This is a genomic window from Kribbella sp. NBC_01510, assembly GCF_045040325.1.
Classification (GTDB): Bacteria; Actinomycetota; Actinomycetes; order Propionibacteriales; family Kribbellaceae; genus Kribbella.
The window spans coordinates 4,625,683-4,642,289 of sequence record NZ_CP109418.1; the positions used below are offsets into that span (position 1 = coordinate 4,625,683).

At 66.9% G+C, this 16,607-nt stretch carries 17 protein-coding genes and 1 pseudogene; 8 read left to right on the forward strand and 10 right to left on the reverse strand.

Annotated elements, in window-relative coordinates:
• Window positions 1-59: 59 nt before the first annotated feature.
• Window positions 60-2,711 carry a multicopper oxidase domain-containing protein gene (locus OG558_RS23220; RefSeq protein WP_405064845.1) on the forward strand — a complete coding sequence of 884 codons (2,652 nt, stop codon included), beginning with the start codon at window positions 60-62 and terminating at the stop codon, window positions 2,709-2,711.
• 9 nt (window positions 2,712-2,720) lie between these two features.
• Here OG558_RS23220 and OG558_RS23225 read toward each other — a convergent pair whose 3' ends face one another.
• The 7 genes and pseudogenes from OG558_RS23225 to OG558_RS23255 form a co-directional block, all read right to left on the reverse strand.
• Complete coding sequence (locus tag OG558_RS23225) at window positions 2,721-3,770, reverse strand: tellurite resistance/C4-dicarboxylate transporter family protein (RefSeq protein WP_405064847.1); 1,050 nt, start codon at window positions 3,768-3,770, stop codon at window positions 2,721-2,723.
• A gap of 61 nt (window positions 3,771-3,831) precedes the next feature.
• Window positions 3,832-4,302, reverse strand: a complete 471-nt coding sequence (locus OG558_RS23230; protein WP_405064848.1) for a hemerythrin domain-containing protein — start codon at window positions 4,300-4,302, stop codon at window positions 3,832-3,834.
• A 101-nt stretch (window positions 4,303-4,403) separates the two neighbouring features.
• Window positions 4,404-6,110, reverse strand: a complete 1,707-nt coding sequence (locus OG558_RS23235) for a long-chain-fatty-acid--CoA ligase (RefSeq protein WP_405064849.1) — start codon at window positions 6,108-6,110, stop codon at window positions 4,404-4,406.
• A 168-nt stretch (window positions 6,111-6,278) separates the two neighbouring features.
• Window positions 6,279-6,887 (reverse strand): flavodoxin family protein, encoded by a 609-nt coding sequence (locus OG558_RS23240; protein WP_405064850.1) that lies wholly within the window; start codon window positions 6,885-6,887, stop codon window positions 6,279-6,281.
• 150 nt (window positions 6,888-7,037) lie between these two features.
• Window positions 7,038-7,517, reverse strand: coding sequence for a FadR/GntR family transcriptional regulator (locus OG558_RS23245; RefSeq protein ID WP_405064851.1), 480 nt, complete (start codon window positions 7,515-7,517; stop codon window positions 7,038-7,040).
• A 44-nt stretch (window positions 7,518-7,561) separates the two neighbouring features.
• Window positions 7,562-7,804, reverse strand: a pseudogene (locus OG558_RS23250) (FadR/GntR family transcriptional regulator); the annotation flags it as partial.
• Between the two features lie 37 nt (window positions 7,805-7,841).
• Window positions 7,842-8,108 (reverse strand): universal stress protein, encoded by a 267-nt coding sequence (locus OG558_RS23255; RefSeq protein WP_405064852.1) that lies wholly within the window; start codon window positions 8,106-8,108, stop codon window positions 7,842-7,844.
• A gap of 446 nt (window positions 8,109-8,554) precedes the next feature.
• Here OG558_RS23255 and OG558_RS23260 point away from each other — a divergent pair, with 446 nt between their 5' ends.
• The 5 genes from OG558_RS23260 to OG558_RS23280 all read left to right on the forward strand — a co-directional run bounded on the left by OG558_RS23260 (window position 8,555) and on the right by OG558_RS23280 (window position 11,776).
• Entirely contained in the window at window positions 8,555-8,896 is a 342-nt protein-coding gene (locus tag OG558_RS23260) for a hypothetical protein (RefSeq protein ID WP_405064853.1), read from the forward strand.
• Between the two features lie 32 nt (window positions 8,897-8,928).
• Window positions 8,929-9,681, forward strand: a complete 753-nt coding sequence (locus tag OG558_RS23265; RefSeq protein ID WP_405064854.1) for a DUF4386 domain-containing protein — start codon at window positions 8,929-8,931, stop codon at window positions 9,679-9,681.
• A 243-nt stretch (window positions 9,682-9,924) separates the two neighbouring features.
• Window positions 9,925-10,431 (forward strand): DUF6326 family protein, encoded by a 507-nt coding sequence (locus OG558_RS23270; RefSeq protein WP_405064855.1) that lies wholly within the window; start codon window positions 9,925-9,927, stop codon window positions 10,429-10,431.
• A 215-nt stretch (window positions 10,432-10,646) separates the two neighbouring features.
• Window positions 10,647-11,105, forward strand: a complete 459-nt coding sequence (locus OG558_RS23275; RefSeq protein ID WP_405064857.1) for a helix-turn-helix domain-containing protein — start codon at window positions 10,647-10,649, stop codon at window positions 11,103-11,105.
• Entirely contained in the window at window positions 10,994-11,776 is a 783-nt protein-coding gene (locus OG558_RS23280; RefSeq protein ID WP_405064858.1) for an IS630 family transposase, read from the forward strand. Before OG558_RS23275 ends, OG558_RS23280 begins: the two co-directional genes overlap by 112 nt.
• Before the next feature lie 13 nt (window positions 11,777-11,789).
• Here OG558_RS23280 and OG558_RS23285 read toward each other — a convergent pair whose 3' ends face one another.
• Both OG558_RS23285 and OG558_RS23290 read right to left on the reverse strand, forming a co-directional pair.
• Window positions 11,790-11,990 (reverse strand): hypothetical protein, encoded by a 201-nt coding sequence (locus tag OG558_RS23285; protein WP_405064859.1) that lies wholly within the window; start codon window positions 11,988-11,990, stop codon window positions 11,790-11,792.
• A gap of 344 nt (window positions 11,991-12,334) precedes the next feature.
• Complete coding sequence (locus OG558_RS23290; protein ID WP_405064860.1) at window positions 12,335-14,278, reverse strand: hypothetical protein; 1,944 nt, start codon at window positions 14,276-14,278, stop codon at window positions 12,335-12,337.
• 244 nt (window positions 14,279-14,522) lie between these two features.
• Between OG558_RS23290 and OG558_RS23295 the strand changes: the two genes are divergently transcribed.
• Complete coding sequence (locus tag OG558_RS23295; RefSeq protein ID WP_405064861.1) at window positions 14,523-15,110, forward strand: GNAT family N-acetyltransferase; 588 nt, start codon at window positions 14,523-14,525, stop codon at window positions 15,108-15,110.
• Entirely contained in the window at window positions 15,107-15,418 is a 312-nt protein-coding gene (locus tag OG558_RS23300) for an ATP-binding protein (protein WP_405064862.1), read from the forward strand. The genes OG558_RS23295 and OG558_RS23300 overlap by 4 nt, the downstream gene beginning before the upstream one ends.
• Window positions 15,419-15,939: 521 nt before the next feature.
• On the opposite strand, the gene OG558_RS23305 is transcribed toward OG558_RS23300, so the two are convergent.
• Entirely contained in the window at window positions 15,940-16,605 is a 666-nt protein-coding gene (locus tag OG558_RS23305; RefSeq protein WP_405064863.1) for a hypothetical protein, read from the reverse strand.
• Between the last annotated feature and the right edge of the window lie 2 nt (window positions 16,606-16,607).

Consider the following 16,607-nt stretch of genomic DNA (forward strand, 5'->3'; position numbering starts at 1 on the left):
CGGCGGGACTGCGCGGCGATCGACGCTTCCCAGGTCGGCGTGAACGTCGGGGTTGCGCAATGAGTACGACGACTGCTCGCGGCTTCTGGCCGCTTCGGGACCTGCCAGTGCTGTTCTGGTTGATCGGCACCATCGTCGTTGCGCTTCTCCATCCGTTCGTGCCCGCTCCGCGGTGGTTGATGATCCACCTGCTCCTGCTCGGTGCGATCAGTCACGCGATCCTGGTGTGGAGCCGGTATTTCGCCGACGCACTGCTGCACACGCCGGTCACCGACCGGGCCGGCCAGGCTCGCCGGCTGATCCTGCTCAACGGTGGAGTTCTCGCCGTGGTGACCGGCGTGGTTTCGAGCACCTGGCCGATCACCGTGGCAGGCGCCGCTGCCGTCGCAACAGCGGTCCTTTGGCACGGCTGGGTGCTCGCCCGCCTGATCAGGACGACGCTCGCGGCGCGGTTCGGCGCAACCGTGCGCTTCTACGTGGCCGCAGCATGCTTCCTGCCGGTCGGCGCCGCCCTGGGATCCCTGCTGGCGCGCGATCTTCCAGATCCGTGGCACACGCGTGTGGTGGTCGCGCACGCGGCTGTCAACCTGCTCGGCTGGGTCGGTCTCACCGTCGCGGGCACTCTGGTGACCTTGTGGCCTACCATGCTTCGCACCAGGATCGCCGAAGGTGCCGAGAAGCAGGCGCGACAGGCCCTCCCGGTGCTGATCGCAGCGGTGCTCATCGCCGCAGGGTGTGCTGCCGCGGGTTCGCGGCCCCTTACCGCCGTTGGCTTGCTCGCCTACGTCGTCGGACTGGCACAACTGGGCCGGGGATTCCTGAGTACGCTCCGCCGGAATCCGCCGAGGTCGTTTCCGGCCTACTCGGTTCTTGCCGGGATTTGCTGGTTGGTAAGCGTGCTGGTCGTCCTGGCGGCCGGGATCGGGACCGCCGGCTCGTGGGCCGCAGCCGGCCGGGTCTTCGAGTGGCTGACCCCGTTCCTCGCGGCTGGCTTCGGTGCCCAGGTGCTGCTCGGCGCGCTCTCGTACCTGGTTCCGGTGGCGCTCGGCGGAGGCCCAACCGCGGTCCGGGCCGCCAACGCCGTACTCGATTATGGCAGTCCATTGCGCATCACGGTCACGAACGCGGGCCTGCTCGTGTGCGCACTCCCGGTGCCCAGCGCCGTGCGGGTGCTGACTTCGATTGTGGTCTTGTGCAGCCTGGCATCGTGGTTGCCCTTGCTGGTGCTGGCCCTTCGCGCCTCACGATCCGCGAAGGCGAGCGCGGCGATCAGTCTGGCGCGGGGGGACCGGCCGTCACGTAGCTCCGAGCAGCGACGTACGCCTAGGCGGGTGGCAGGACTCGCCGTGACCGGTCTGGCCGTCGTGGCGGTTGCGGTGGCCGCTGGGGTCGCCGTCGATCCTAGTGCCCTCGGGGCAGGTTCGGCACCGTCTGCGGCCGCCGGGATTCCAGCCACGGGGCACACCACCACGGTGGACGTTTCGGCGCGCGATATGCGGTTCCAGCCCTCGACCGTCACCGTTCCCTCCGGTGACCGGCTCGTCATCGTCCTCACCAACGCCGACGACGAGGACGTGCACGACCTCGTCCTCGACAACGGGGCCCGCACCGGCCGACTGTCGCCGGGTCAGTCGGCGCGGCTGGAGGTCGGAGTCGTGGGGCGCAACGTCGACGGCTGGTGCTCGGTGATCGGTCACCGGCAGATGGGCATGGTGTTCCACATCGACACGGACAGTACGACGCCGACGGCAGGCGCCGGTCAGCCCGGGCACGGCGTCGATGCCCACGGCCCCACTGGCCAGCCTGAAACGAGCAAGCAGACCGACGGCTCCGACGCGGCGGAGAAGCTCGACTTCATGGCGACACCGGCGCCCGGCTTCGAGGCCATCGACGCCGCGTTGCAGCCCCTGGACTCCGCGCGAGTTCACCGGCGCACGCTGGTCGTCCGGGACGTGGTCCGCGAGGTGGCTCCCGGGGTCACTCAGCGGCTATGGACGTACGACGGCACGATGCCGGGACCGGTGTTGCACGGCCGGGTCGGCGACAGTTTCGAGATCACCCTGGTCAACCGCGGGTCGATCGGGCACTCGATCGACTTCCACGCCGGTGCCTTGTCGCCGCAAGGCCCGATGCGCACGATCGCCCCAGGCGACTCCCTGATCTACCGGTTCCACGCGACGCGTGCTGGGGTGTGGCTGTACCACTGCTCGACGATGCCCATGTCGGCCCACATCGCCAACGGACTCTTCGGCGCGGTAATCATCGAGCCGCCGAACCTGCCGGCGGTCGCCCGGAGCTACGTGGTCGTCCAGTCCGAGCTCTACCTCGGCGACCAGGGAGGCCTCGTCGATGTCACGAAGGTGCAGTTCGAGCGTCCCGACGCCGTCGTGTTCAACGGCTACGCGAACCAGTACGACCACAGGCCACTGGCCGCGCGACCGGGAGAGCGGGTCCGGGTATGGGTGCTCGACGCCGGCCCGAACCGGGCGTCGTCGTTCCACATAGTGGGTGCGCAGTTCGACACCGTGTACTCCGAAGGCGCATACCTGCTCCGTGGCGACCAGGGCGGCGCGCAGAGCCTCGGTCTGCAGGCTGGGCAGGGCGGGTTCGTCGAGCTGGCCTTCCCGGAGCCCGGCGACTACCCGTTCGTCTCACACGTGATGGTCGATGCCGAGCGCGGAGCACATGGGGTCTTCCACGTCAGCCGATGAGTCAGATGGTCAGGAGACGCTGGAGCGCAGAACTGTCCGTGCGATGTGCCGGATCATGGCCACCAAGACCAGCGCCCACGCCGCGAGGGCCACCCGCAGCTCGATGCGGCCCACCGCCTCTACCACCGGCAGGTGATCGGCGCGGCCCAGGTAAATGCCCGCCACCGCGTACATGCCCAGCGGGAACACGATGCTCCACAGTGTCGCGTGGTACCGGAGCGGCACCTGGCGCCGGACATGGCGCCACCATCCCGCCGCGACCAGCACCGGGATCAACCAGGTCGCGAACGCCCAGAAGACAACCGCGAGCCCAGCGATCAGCCCGCGCGTAGCAGTCACCATGGGCGCGTCGGCCATCTCCACGATCCGCGCACCCGCGAGGACGGTGATCGCGAGCGCACCCATCGAGACCCAGGACGGCGGAGTCAACTCCTCATGCCCGAACGCGTAGAGCATCAGTCGCAGCGACACGAGCAATCCGGCCGCGCCGTACAAGAACACGCCCACGGACCACGACGTGACCGCGAGTACCGCCAGCTCCCGGCGTACCGAGTCGAACACCGGCTCGACAGTGGCCGCTGCAACTGCGACAGACTGGCTGGCCACGACCCAGATGAACCATGTGCCGTTGGCGTTCGCCACCACGGGTCGCTCCTGCCGGCCGAGTACGGCGGTCCAGGGTACGACGTACCCCAGCACGAGCCAGGCGAGCCCGGCGAGGGCCAGCAGAACCGCCGTCGCGGCGTCGAACCGCGCCATACCGAGCCGAACCGCGAGCACATTTGTACCCGCGACGAAGGTGAAGAAGCCGAACGCCCGGCGCGGGTCCAGGAAATCCTCGACCACCGCGGCGCGAAACGCGGCGAACCGCCATCCGGTGAGCAGCAGCAACCCGGTGAACGCGGCTCCACACACGCCCAGCAACACCCGCGACAGAAGCTGGAAACCCTCCAGGCGCAGCCCGACCGAGTTGATCCCAGAGGCCATCACCAGCGCGAAGTCGCCTGGTGTGAGCCCCTCGACCGCTCGGCGGACGCGTGCACCGAATCCGTCAGCCAACCGTCGGAGTCTGCCACGGAACCTCCACTGGACCAGCGATGCGCGTCGGCCGAGCGGTGACTCAGGTGGCGGAGGTCGTCAGGAAACTCGGCTGCTCCGCGTGCGCGCGGCTGACCGTCTCCCACCCGGTGCCGTCCAGGGACACCACCGCGACCGGGAAGATCCCCAGATTCTCCTTGTCGATGTGCTCCCGAAGCTCGGCGAGCAGGGCGAGCACCTCGTCGGCGAAACCCGCCGCAGCCGGAGCCAGGCTGGACAACCGTTGATCGAAACTCACGTGCTCCTGCTCGAGCTCGTCGACCGCGTACGCGAAGTCGCCCTGCTCCTTCATCGCTGCGAAGACCCCACGCTCCTCACGCGCGACATGCTGCCCGAGAAGCTGCTCCAGCCACGCCAGCGCCTCAACCGCGGCTGGTGCATCACCGGCTTTGAGCCCCCGCCGAACCTGCCCGGCCACGTCGAGCAGGACGAAATGCTCATCCATCAGCTCGGCGAGGGGCTCCACCTCCCGGCATCCGCAGTGCTCGCACATGGTCCTCAGCCTCCCAGTCTGATCTGCTTCGATTTTACTACAGAAAATTCCGTGTAAAATGACAGGTGGGTCACGTGCCGATGGCGTCTCCGCGGCAGCTGTCAGTTGCGGTCTGAGTCGAGCATGGCCTGTAGCTGGGTACGAACCTCGCGGCGGAGCACCTTGCCGATGAAGGAACGCGGGAGGTCGTCGACCACGAACACCCTCCGTGGGACCTTGTAGGCCGCGATCCGCTCCTTGCAGGCGGCACGAATGGCCTCCTGGTCGCAGGTGCCGTCGGGCTCGAGCATGACTGCCGCGACTACTTCTTCGCCACTGTCGAGTGACGGCAGCCCTACGACTGCGACGTCTGCGATTCCCGGTGTCTCCCGGAGCGCGTCCTCCACCTCCGAGGAGTAGACGTTGAAGCCGCCGGTGATGATGAGTTCCTTGATGCGGTCCACAATCGTGAAGAACCCGTCGTCGTCCATCACGACGACGTCGCCCGTGCGGATCCATCCGCCGGGCAGGACGACCTGCGCGGTCTCCTCGGGCCGCTCCCAGTAGCCGCTGAAGACCTGTGGACCGCGTAGCAGCAGCTCACCTGCCTCACCGTGCGGCAGCACCCGGGTGTCGTCCTCCTGGTCCACGACCAGCACCTCGGTGGACGGGAAGGGGACCCCGATCGCCCCGACCCGCCGTGCCGGCCCGACCGGGTTGCCGAGCGCGACCGGAGAGGTCTCGGTCATCCCGTAACCCTCCGCGAGGATTCCGCCGGTGACCGACTCCCAGAGTTCCGCTGTGCTGGGCGGCAGCGGCATGGCTCCCGAGATGGCGTAGCGCACCTTCCGCAAGTTGATCCCTCGCTCCTGGGCGGCCTTTGCGACTCGCTCGTAGATGGGCGGTACGGCGGGCAGGAAGGTCGGTGGACGTCGGCGGATGGCGTCCAGCACCATTTCCAGATCGAAACGCGGCAGCAGCACCAGCGTCGCACCGATGCTGATCGCGAAGCTGAGGCACAGCGTCAGGCCGTAGGCATGGAAGAGCGGCAGAACCGCGTAGATGACCTCTTCTCCGTCCATCAGCCCCGGCATCCAGGCTCGGCCCTGCGCGGCATTGGCGCGCAGGTTGCGATGGGTGAGTATCGCCGCCTTCGGCCTGCCGGTGGTGCCGCCTGTGTACTGCAGCAGGGCGGTATCAGTGGGGAGCGGGCGAGGGTGGTCGATCGCGAGCGGCGGGCTGCGCCTCACGAGGCGCTCCCAAGCCGGCACCCCGGGCGCAGCCGCCGTCATCGCCTCCCGGGTCTTCTTCGCCTTCGCGACAGGGAAGCGAAGGGCCAGCCGTTTGGCGGCCGGAAGCTCCGACGGCAGGTTTACCGACAGCACCGATGCCACCCCGAGGCCGCTGCCGATCTCCTGCGCCAGGGTGGCCACCTTGTCCCAGGCGACGATGACGCGGGGGCGGTGGTCGGCGAGTTGGAAGGACAACTCCTCACGTGTGTAGAGGGGATTGTGTTCGACTACCACGGCGCCGAGCCGCAGTACCGCGTAGAAGGCCACCACGTGCTGAGGGCAGTTGGGCAGGATGAGTGCGACACGGTCCCCGGAGCGAACGCCAAGCCGCCGCAGTGCCTCCGCGGCCTTCGCGACCTTCGCGCCCAGCTGCGAATAGGTGGTGGTGGCGCCGAAGAAGTCGAGCGCCACCAGCGGGCCGAAGCGGCGGACGGATTCCTCGAGAAGATCCGGCAAGGATTGACCGGGGACCTCGATATCGAGGGGCACGCCCGGCGCATAGCTCTTTGCCCAGGGGCGTTCGGCTAAGTCGTCCATACCCATGCCTCCCGTACGACCGTTTCCAGCCTACGTCCGCCGACGCGACTGTCATGAGGCGAAAGTCCCAGGCTGGATGGCATGCGCTGAAGAAGCCGGTGCGAGCCACGCCAGTCGCGTGGCGGCGCACTGTGGCCCGGACGGCGAAGCCACCCAGGCGCCGCGCAATCAGGATGGGCGCGCACTCGACGCGGTCGGCAAGCCGTTGTCACGGGCATCGAGTTGGCCGGACGCCTGGGTCATGCCCGGACGTGTGCCGGCGAGCAGTTCCTTGGCGAGGTCGCTGCCCCACTCGTGTGCTCGCAGGAGTTGGTCGTCCATCAGCGGGCCGAAGGTGTCGACGACGCAGAAGCTCGTGGGCTTCAGCAGCAGCGGGTAGCCGCGTTCGTGGAGCAGTTTGGCGGCGCCGTGCGCGGCCGATCCCGGCATCCAGCGCACCTTGGTCATTCGGGTGTCGAAGGTGGCGGCCGCGCACAGGCCTTGCACGTCGGGTAGCTGATCGAGCCATTCCCTGATCCCGGCCTCCGGCGACATGATGAGCCGGCCGTGGCCGGCTGCGTCGCTGCGGGTCGTCGGTCGACTCATTCCGAACGCGTGCGTCGGCCCACCGACAACCAGCAGGTCGACGTCGGCGGGCACGTGAGCGGGCGCGTCGTCAACCGCGCACAGGACCACGGCCATGGTTTCGCGCAGCCCCGCCCCGATCGCCCGGGCGACCTGTTCGGTGTTGCCGAACATCGACTCGTAGACGACGAGTGCACGTAACTGATCCGCCATGGTGACCTCCCCGAGCCGGAAGTGATATCTAGTTGCTTCACAGCTTTCTCGCCGAGCCGGTCCGACGGCAGAGCCGACGGGACCTGCCGCATCGGGGCGACCGGAGAGCCCGAAAGGACCTTCGGCCCTGTCACCGGCTCCGGGCAGTCCTCAGAGATCCGGGATGGGTTCCAACGGGTGGTCGTTGCTGGAGGTAGTCCTCGACGGCGAAGAGGTGAGCGACCATCCGGGTTCGCGCACGGTCGGGTCGTGGTCGGCGAGGGCGGCGAGGATAGAGCGGTGCTCGGCGTGAGTGGCCTCGTCGGCACCGTGCTGGCGGATCGAGCGCCATAGCCGGTCGCGGATGGTCCGGCCGCCGAGTGCCTCGATCAAAGCCGCGAGCACGGGGTTGCCGGAGGCCCTGGCGACGATCTGGAGGAAGGCGATGTCGTCGTCGATGATCGCGTCGTGGTCAGGCTCATCTCTTGCGAGTTCGGCCTCGATCCGCCCCAGCAGCTGGTCCGCCGCGGTCAGGTCGTCCGGACCGATCGACTTGGCGGCCAGCGCAGCCGTCTCGGTCTCGAGCATCCGTCGTAAGGCGTGCAGATGGTGCGCGCCACCGCGGTCGTGCAGATCCACGACGAACCCCATCGGTACCAGCAGCAACGAGAGTCGAGTGCGGTGACATATGTTCCGGCACCTTGCCTGGTTTCCAGGACCCCCATCACCGACAGGGCGCGAACCCCTTCCCGCAAAGGGTTCCTGGACACGAGGGCTCCGGCGAGGTCCTTCTCCACCGGCAGCCGGTCGCCCGGCCGGAGTTTGCCTTCGACGATCAGGCTCCGGATGCCCTGGACGACGACGTCGGTCTGGGAGATCATGGCGCCGGTTCCGCAACGGCGGCCGTGGCAGAGGATGTTGGCGGCTGATCTGTTCATGCGTGCATCCTTTCGTTTCGCGTCGCCGTGAGCGTTCCTATCGGGACTCGTCGGTCGCGCGGTGCCGTCGGTCGTGCGGGATGATCGCGACGGGGCGGGCGGTGTGGTGCAGGACGGCTTGGCTGACAGAGCCCAAGAGCAGACCGGTCAGGTCACCTCGTCCGCGGGTCCGTCTCATTCCATCGTCGGTCGGCGCCGTCGCCCTAGACAGAGGCGAAGTGCCCGGCCAGGAGGTTCCATCAACACGATGGACGGCGACGAAAACCCTCACGGCTGTCTGGTTCCGCGCCGAGTGAGTAGACATGCCAGAGCGTCCGCCGCGATTCGGAGTTGGCCGGTCTGCACCGGCTCGTCTCCTGGCTGCGTCTGGTTCCACACGCCGATCCGATCGAGATCCGAACACGCGGTGAGTTGCCTCTGCAGTACCTCGCAGGCGTTGCCGCGCTGGCCGGCTAGTGGGGGTGTCGGTAAGAACCCTGTCACCAGCCGCAAACGAGCTGGAGGACTGACCCCGGCCAGCCGGGAGTATGCGGCCTGTGGATCGATGGGTCGAGATTGATGAGCTGGTTGAGGCGATCTGGTGGCTCAAGCTCAGAGCGAACGGACACCGAGGCACTTGGCTGATGGGGGCGCGTTGCCGGCCTGGAAGCCTTGTCGTCCAAGTGGCCCAGGACCGCTCGGGTGTAGGGACTTGACCCCGGAGGGCTTTGGACCCTAGGGGCCGGGCCACCCCAGGACGAGACTCGAAATATGACCAAGCATCTGAGCATCCGTCACGACCTGCGGGGGTGGCCGGAATCCCGCGTCGGCCGGCGGGCGATGATGTTCGCAGGATTCTCCGTCGCTGGCATCGTCCTGCTCGTGCTCTCCTTCGCGTTCGGCATTGTCGAACCAGCCGACAGCTACACCGACAGCGGAGCCCAGCTCGTGTGGGGCCTGGGCATCTGGGTGTGCGCGGTCGCGGCTTTCGTCTCCGGCCTGGTCGCGATCGTCCGTCACCACGAGCGGTCATGGATGGTCGTGCTGGCCACCGCTCTCGGCCTGCTTCCCGTTGCCCTGCTGCTCTCGGAGATCGCACTGGGCAAGTTCTGACCCTGCTCCGTGTCCCGTGAGAGGAGTTTCCGATGACCGAGACGCACACCGGGCCCGGATCGGCCCCCGAGGTGATCGGCGCCGGCTTGACCCGAACCGCCCGCACGACCGGGCTGCTGTACCTCGGACTGGCCGTCACCGGCGTTCTCGGGTTCATGCTTGTCCGCGGCAGGCTCTACGTCGCCGATGACCCCCGCGGCACGTTGTCCAACCTGGTCGAACACACGTCGATGGCGCGTCTTGGCATCTTGCTCGAGCTGGGCATCGTGCTGACCCAGGCCCTTGCGGCCGTGTGGTTCTACCGCCTGTTCCGCAGCGTCGACATGTTCGCCGCAGGGTTGGTCGCGGTGTTCGGGATGGTCAACGCGGTGGCGATCCTGGGCAGCGCGGCGATGCTCGCCACGGCCCTGGACGTCGCTGATGACCGGTCGTTGGCCGTGTCCGGCGGTGCGGCTGCCACCGTTCAGCTGCTGTACGTCATCAGCGGTCATCTCTGGGGAGTAGCGGGCCTGTTCTTCGGTCTGTGGCTGATCCCGATGGGCTGGCTCGTGGTGCGCTCGCGGTGGCTGCCGAAGTTGTTGGGCCAGGTCCTGATGGCGGGCGGTGTGGGCTACGTGCTCAACACCTTCGTCAGCTACGCGTTCCCGAATGCCGATCTCGTGGCCGGGTTGCTGACCGTCCCTGCGACCATCGGTGAACTCTGGATGGTCGGATACCTGGTCGTCTTCGGGGTCCGCGACCACGCTCGGCCGGATCGAGAGAGCGCCCGGGTTGCGGCTGATTGAGCGGACGTCAACCACCGGTGCCGCCCGGCCGCCGGGCCACTGGTTATCCCGTCTTGCCCCGGAGACAGCAAAGTTGGCAGTCAGGCCTCTCCTCGTTGGACATCCGACCGGGGAAGAACGGCAGTTCCACGGTGGGACTTACGCCTCTGTCTGATCGTGGAACGACAGAGAAGGCTTGAGCTGGAAGCGGATAGCCCGTGTCCGGCATCGGGTGACGCGGACCCGAGCAGCTAGGAGGTCATCATGTCCGCCACGACCGACTACCAGGACTACTGGATCAACCCACGGATCAAGATCGCCGCACTGTGGGCATCCACGTTGTTTGTCTTTGTGTACGTGGACTTGTTCAGTCTGTTCCGACGCGACGTGCGTGCCGACATCGAGTCCGGCAAGATGTTCGCCTTCACCATCGGACAAGGTTTCTTGCTGGGCATGACCATCTACATCCTGATTCCCAGCCTGATGGTGTTCCTCAGCCTCACTCTGCCAGTGAGGGTCACGCGGATCGCGAACATCGTCCTGGCGGTCCTCTACGCCATCACGATCGCAGGCGGCGCCATCGGCGAGTGGAACTACTACATCCTCGGCAGCGTGGCCGAGGCCGCTCTGCTGGCAGGTGTCGCCTACTACGCGTGGACCTGGCCGAAGGCGACCGACGCTGTCGCCGCCCCGTCAGCCGAGTCCCCGGCCGGCACACGAGTGCACCCTGCGCTGAAGGTGCGCGGGCAGCCCCTAGACACCCGCTTCTGAGCCTCAGGAAACCCGGAGGCTCAAAGAAGGAGAGGCCTTGGCGACGAAAGTAGGAGGTCAGACTCCCACGTACCTGGCCGCGGGCTGCCAAAGGTGTCCTCAGGGCAAACTAGTAGCGTGTCGCTGCTTAGTCCTGGGGGGTCTGGTTGGGAGGTTTGGGTCCGGCAGATCTTCCTTCCCCTCTGCCAGACAGGACTGTTGTCGTGCCTTCGCTGATGAAGCGTCCGGTGGTGTTGACCGAGGCGGATCGTGACTGGCTGGTTCGGGTGACCACGACGGGTGTGCATCCGGCCGCGGTGATCAGGCGGGCGCGGGTGCTGCTCGCGCTGGATACCTCGGTGGGCGAGGTCGATACCCAGGAGGTGCTCGCGGCCCGGGTCGGTGTCTCGGCCGAGATGCTGCGGCTGGTCGCCAAGCGGTTCGCCGAGACCGGCGGGGATGTGGACGCCACGATCTCGCGCAAGCAGCGTGAGCATCCGCCGGTGCCCTCGCCGGTGACCGGCGAGGTCGAGGCGAGGCTGATCGCGCTGGCGTGCTCGCAGCCACCGCAGGGCTATGCCCGGTGGTCGCTGCGGTTGCTGGAAAGGCATGTCGCGCTGGTCGAGGACATTCCGGACCTGGATCACTCCACGATCGGGCGGGTGTTAAAAAAACGAGGCTGCGTCCTCATCTGAAGAAGTGCTGGACCATCCCACCCACGGCGAACGCGCCGTTCGCTGCCGCGATGGAAGACGTTCTCGCGGTCTACGCCCGCCGCTTCGACCCGGCGCGTCCGGTGGTGTGCATGGACGAGAAGCCCTACCAGCTGCTGGGTCACGCCCGCGACCCGATCCCCGCCGCACCGGGACAGGACCTGAAGGAAGACAGCGAGTACGTCCGCCGCGGCACCTGCTCGATCTTCTGCTGGGTCGAGCCGCTGGCCGGCTGGCGGCGCGTCGACGCCCAGCCACAGCGGACCAGGACCGACTGGGCCCACCAGACCGAACGGCTACTCACCCTCGACTACCCCGACGCCGAGAAGGTGGTGCTGGTGATGGACAACCTCAACACCCACACCATCGGATCGCTCTATGAGGCGTTCGATCCGGCCAAGGCGTTCGCGTTGGCGCAGCGCCTCGAGATCCACCACACCCCGAAACACGGCTCCTGGCTCAACATCGCCGAGATCGAACTGTCCGCGCTCACCCGCCAATGCCTGGACCGCCGGCTCGCCGACCTCACCCTCCTGAACACCGAACTCGCCGCCTGGCAGCAAGCCACCAACACCACCCAGCGTCAGGTCGACTGGCAATTCACCACCCACGACGCACGCACCAAACTCCGCCACCTATACCCAAACAATTAGCTGCGACGATCTACTAGTCGCGGGCAGCGGCGGCGGTCCCGGCCTTCCCGGTCCAGACGGCGAGGTTGGCGCGGGCGGTCAGGGCGTCGGGGTGTTCGGGGCCGTAGGCGTCATCTGCCACGTGGGCATTGACGATCAGTTGGACCAGGTCTCGTGCCGCGGCGGCGTTTCCGCTATAGCCGATGTAGAACCCCCACGGCCCCGGTCTGTGCATCAGAGCTCGAAGGCTCCCGGTGAACGAGGTAGCGACCGTGCGGGCGGGCTCGAACCACGACCGACACTCCCGGCCGGCGGCCCGCCAACAAGACCGACGCGCCGAACCGGTTTAGTGCTGCGAACAGGTCCCGGGCTTTAGTAGCGTCGGCCTGATAGGAGGCCTGAGCGGCCAAGGGACGGGAAGACGTCAACAGCCGCCCGGGACTTGTTACCCACTCATTAGGAGGACGGGGGAAGAGCGAAGCGTGCCGCAGGTCATTAGCGCTACGCTCGCAGGGCGACCATCTTGGTGCCGCAGGAGTTGGCTCTTTCGTTGCGTGCGGTGGCAGGCCAACGGGTCACTCAACCGGCTTTGCCGAAGAGGTCATTCCGTCCCTTCTCACTGATGGTGACGGGCCGGCCGCTGGCATAGTCGACATAACCACGGGCGCACAGCTGAGCGGAGCGGCGCGTGATGAGCTGGTAGCTCACGCCGAGGGCGTCGCCGATCTCCTTGGGCCGCAGCGGGCGATGGGAGAACCGGAGCTCCTCGAGCACCGAGAGATCCAATTCGGAGAACTGGACCTTCGGGTCGCGACGAGTACGCCGTCGAGTCAGCCTGCTCTTGCTCTGCAGTTGACACGTTCCCTCCTTGCACTGCCTGCACAGGTACTCGTACGCCTCCAGCAGCGCCTTCTCCGAGACCGGAAACTCCGCGTTGCACTCCGGGCAGCGGTAGACCGACGCCGCCTTCCCGTCGCCGTCGCTGAGGAGATGCGTGAAGTCGAATGGCGGACTCAGGTAGTACGGCTGGTCGTGGTCGCTCTGACTGGAGTAGACGATCTGCCGGTCGCGGCACAGCCCGAAGTTGTAGGCGTAGACCGCCTGGCGGCGGCCATCCCGAGGGCGGGTGGTCGAGGCGATCCTGGAGACCAGGAAGTTCAGCTCCAGCGAAGCCAGGTCGCCTGTCTTGGCCTCGTCGATGCAGAAGTGGCTCGCCGGCCGTGGTTGGCCGGTGCGGTCCGAGGCGTCGGGGGTGGACAGGTTCCTGGAGGCGCTGATGAGCCGCTCAACGAGGTCCAGGATCTGATCGATGGTCCGGCGTTCATCGTGCGCGACCTGGAGGTAGTGGGCTCGTCGTTCCAGTCCCTCCCAGATGCGTTGTCTGAAGTAGTCGGCTGAGGCCTGCTCGATCGTCAGGACGTTGATCCGGCGGCCCTGGAGGGTGTCCCGCTCGTAAGCCTGGTCGAGCAGGCCGCCGAGTATTCGCGGGTTCCCCGAAGAGGCCAGGAACAGCGAACGCCAGAACGTGCGACTCTTCGCGCCGTCGAAGTACGTGTCGATCGAGCCCCGCGGGCTGTAGACGGCCAGGCGTTGCGAGACGAGGCGCGAGATGAAGTTGGCTCCGCCGGCCTCAACCGAGGCGACCCCCCGTGGGCCGGAGTACAAGCGGTCGATGTCGAGCTCGACCACGTCGATCTTGGTGGGGTCGATGGCACCGAGATAGATCTGATAGGGGTACGCCGCGATCTTGAACCGAATCGGAGAGTCGGACGAGTTGTTCAACGGCGCGATCACGGTGTCGACAAGCGTGCGCATCGCGCCTGCTGGTACCTCGGAGAAGTCATCGAGGAACACATACAGGTGATCCACCTTGGACGCGCGCAGCAGCTCACCGAGCTCTCGGACGTATTTCTGGTGGTCCAAGCCCTTGATCACCAGGTCCGTATACCGTTCCTGCCACTCGCGGTCGCGACTGAGCTCTCCTTCGACGGTCAGGCTCAGCGGGTTGACCTTCCCGCCGACTCCCCCTCCCAGCTTGCGGCGCTCGCCCTTCGTCCAGCTCTTCTCCACCGCAGTCGCCGCGTTGACGTCGATCTCTCGGCCCTCCGCCTCGGCCTTGGCCAGCATCGCCTCCAGGCCGCGGAACAAGGCTCGACGGCGGAAGTCCGGTCGCAGATCGTCGAGCAGGCTGCGCAGCAGATGGACGATGAAGGACCGGTCGCGCTCCACCCGGGCGAGGACCCTCTCTGGCACTCCTGGGTTGCTCGCGGCGACCGCTGCCAGCTGCTCCTGCGTGACTTCGGTCTGCAGGTAAAGGCCGCGCACATCGACGTACGCGCTGAGGCTTCGCCGGTCTTGGGAGAGGACCGACTGCGCCCGTTCGATGAGGGTCGACTTCCCGGTGCCTCGCCGTCCCAAGATCAGGGTCGGGTTCGGCAGCAGCACCTTGCGAAGCGCGCCGTCGTTCGGCAGAGGATCGACGTAGACCTCGTCGATGACCGACTTGCCCTTAGACGACTTCAACTGTGAGCGCTGTACCCGGCGGAGAGTGTCGATTGCCAGCGCGAGCTGTTGTGACCTCGGTCGCCCAACCAAACCAGTCGCCATCGCATGCCTCACAAGGTGCCAGGCTGCCGGCCTTCGGCACGCGAGCACCGCCTACGGCCAGTATGCTCCGGGCCCATCGAGCACATAACAGTGCGGGCATACGCAGGCATCGATCGCAACGATCTTCCTCATCATCTGACCTCATCCGTAGGGTGGGTCCATGTCGGTGCAGGTCCGTCCGGTGACCGCGGATCGGTGGAGCGACCTGGTCAGCGTGTTCGGCCGGCGTGGTGAGGATCCTTCCTGGTGCTGGTGTCGCCTCTTCTTCCACTCGGCCGCCGAGGAATCAGCCCCGTCGCGACCGCAGCGTGACAACCGCGATGCGCTGCGGCAGGAAGTCGCCCGTGCCGCCGTACCGGCGGGGCTTGTGGCCTATGTCGAGGATCAACCTGTCGGATGGACCAGGGTCGGGCCACGTTCTGACTTTCCCCGAGTGGCTGCTAACCGCGCGTTGGCAAAAGTGCTCACAGACGATCCCGAAGTTTGGTGGGTGACTTGCTTCGCCGTCGACAGTCACTACAGGCGTGCAGGTGTGGGATCGGCGCTGCTCCAGGCCGCTGTCGAGTTCGCCCGCGTGCACGGGGCGACCGCTGTCGAAGGTCATCCGGTCGACGTGGCCGCCTTGAAGGCCGCGCGCGTAGGAGGAGCTGCCCTTTTCACCGGGACCATGGCGATGTTCTTGGTTGCGGGATTCACCGAGATCGGACGAACCTACGCCACCCGGCCAGTCATGAGACTGGCGCTGTGAAGCTGCCGGCAGTCGCCGCAGATACCAAGAAGACGCACGCATCTGCGGCGATCCGCGCGGACGCGGTCGTGAGGTTACCCGCTGAAGGCGCTCGCCAGGTCCGCCCACTGCTCTGCCAAGACCTCGGTGCGTTCCCCGAGCTGACCCAAGGGCATCCAGACGTCCTCTTCGCCGGCGTGGAACTTGCGGTACGCCTCGGCATGATCGACCGCCTCGTCCACCACGCCGACGTGATCGCCCTCAAAGGCGACTCCTACCGACTCAAGAACCACGACCTCGGCCGAATCCCCACCCCGACCGAGGACTGACCATGACAACCAGCAAGGGGTCCACTTTCAATCGGGCGCAAAGGGGTTCGTTTTCACCCGTCGTTGACACATAGCAGGGTGCTCACGGTTGTCTACCTATTCCAGGATCTGCTCGCGCCACTGGCGCGCCGCCAGACTCACTTGCGCCACGGCGCCAGCGCGCCGTCCGAAACGCGGTCGCGGGGCATCCGGTCAGCTGTCCGCAAGATCGGGCCGTGCGGAGACTCCCGCCCCACGCTAACGCTTGCTGCTGCAGTCGAACCCGGGCGCATCGATCATCATGTGCACGGCCGAACTAGCTGGCAGTTGCGGTCACGTCCCTGAACTCTCTGCTCAAGGTGATCGACGCACGTGATCAGGCCGCTCGATGAGGCGCGGCAATACCAGTCCGGTCAGGTAGGTCACCACCGGCGAGCCACATATGGTCGGTGCGGCTGGCATTGGTGCCCGCAACGCAGTTGCCCGGATTGGGGGGACTCGGTCCAGGCAACTGCGTCCCCGTTTGCGGGGCCGGGGCGGGGTCAGATGTCCAGCGGCCGCAGAACGAGCCAGATGCCGTGGGCGATCTGCTTGTTGCCCTTGTTGATGTCGAGTGCCCGCCGGTTGAGCAGAGGGTTCGCATCGTTGCGGTCGGCATCGATCAGGCGGATCAAGCGGCACCGCTTGCTCAAGACGTCCACCGTGATCGTTCCGGCCGGCAGGGCAGTGGTGAGCTTCGCGCCATCGGACCTCAGTGCGGTCCGGCTGTCGAGGGTGACGCCCGGGATGACGTGGTACAGCAGGACTGCCTCGATCGTGTCCACGCCGAGGAGACTGGCGAGGCCGCTGAAGAGCGCGCTCTCCGAGCGGTACCACTTGCCGGTCAGATCCTTGGCCAGGATCCGGAGGGCCCGGTCACTCGGCAGGAAGGCGGTCAACGGGACGTTGCCGTCAGCAAGAACCTTCACCGGGCTGTTCGGTTTGGCCGCGAGAACCGCTCCGACGGCCTGCGTCAGTACGTCGTAGTCGTTCCAGTTGCGATCGAATGTGTCGCCGTCGGCGGCGAGGACGCTGGACAGGCTGCGGCTTCCCAAGTGCGAGTGGGCGCTCGCCTGGGTTGTCGTCGCGACCGCGCTGGTGACCAGCATTCCCAGAGCGACCGCTGCCGCGGTCAGCCGATGGGTCAGTCGTCCTGAGATCGTGCGCATCG

Excerpts from the sequence above, each read along its gene's own strand:
- OG558_RS23295 (WP_405064861.1), top strand. The coding sequence starts at position 14,523 with ATGTCGGTGCAGGTCCGTCCGGTGACCGCGGATCGGTGGAGCGACCTG.
- OG558_RS23305 (WP_405064863.1), bottom strand. The coding sequence starts at position 16,605 with ATGCGCACGATCTCAGGACGACTGACCCATCGGCTGACCGCGGCAGCG.
- OG558_RS23275 (WP_405064857.1), top strand. The coding sequence starts at position 10,647 with ATGAAGCGTCCGGTGGTGTTGACCGAGGCGGATCGTGACTGGCTGGTT.
- OG558_RS23230 (WP_405064848.1), bottom strand. The coding sequence starts at position 4,302 with ATGTGCGAGCACTGCGGATGCCGGGAGGTGGAGCCCCTCGCCGAGCTG.
- OG558_RS23220 (WP_405064845.1), top strand. The coding sequence starts at position 60 with ATGAGTACGACGACTGCTCGCGGCTTCTGGCCGCTTCGGGACCTGCCA.
- OG558_RS23285 (WP_405064859.1), bottom strand. The coding sequence starts at position 11,990 with ATGCACAGACCGGGGCCGTGGGGGTTCTACATCGGCTATAGCGGAAAC.
- OG558_RS23240 (WP_405064850.1), bottom strand. The coding sequence starts at position 6,887 with ATGGCGGATCAGTTACGTGCACTCGTCGTCTACGAGTCGATGTTCGGC.
- OG558_RS23260 (WP_405064853.1), top strand. The coding sequence starts at position 8,555 with ATGACCAAGCATCTGAGCATCCGTCACGACCTGCGGGGGTGGCCGGAA.
- OG558_RS23270 (WP_405064855.1), top strand. The coding sequence starts at position 9,925 with ATGTCCGCCACGACCGACTACCAGGACTACTGGATCAACCCACGGATC.
- OG558_RS23235 (WP_405064849.1), bottom strand. The coding sequence starts at position 6,110 with ATGGACGACTTAGCCGAACGCCCCTGGGCAAAGAGCTATGCGCCGGGC.
- OG558_RS23245 (WP_405064851.1), bottom strand. The coding sequence starts at position 7,517 with ATGGGGTTCGTCGTGGATCTGCACGACCGCGGTGGCGCGCACCATCTG.
- OG558_RS23255 (WP_405064852.1), bottom strand. The coding sequence starts at position 8,108 with ATGTCTACTCACTCGGCGCGGAACCAGACAGCCGTGAGGGTTTTCGTC.
- OG558_RS23265 (WP_405064854.1), top strand. The coding sequence starts at position 8,929 with ATGACCGAGACGCACACCGGGCCCGGATCGGCCCCCGAGGTGATCGGC.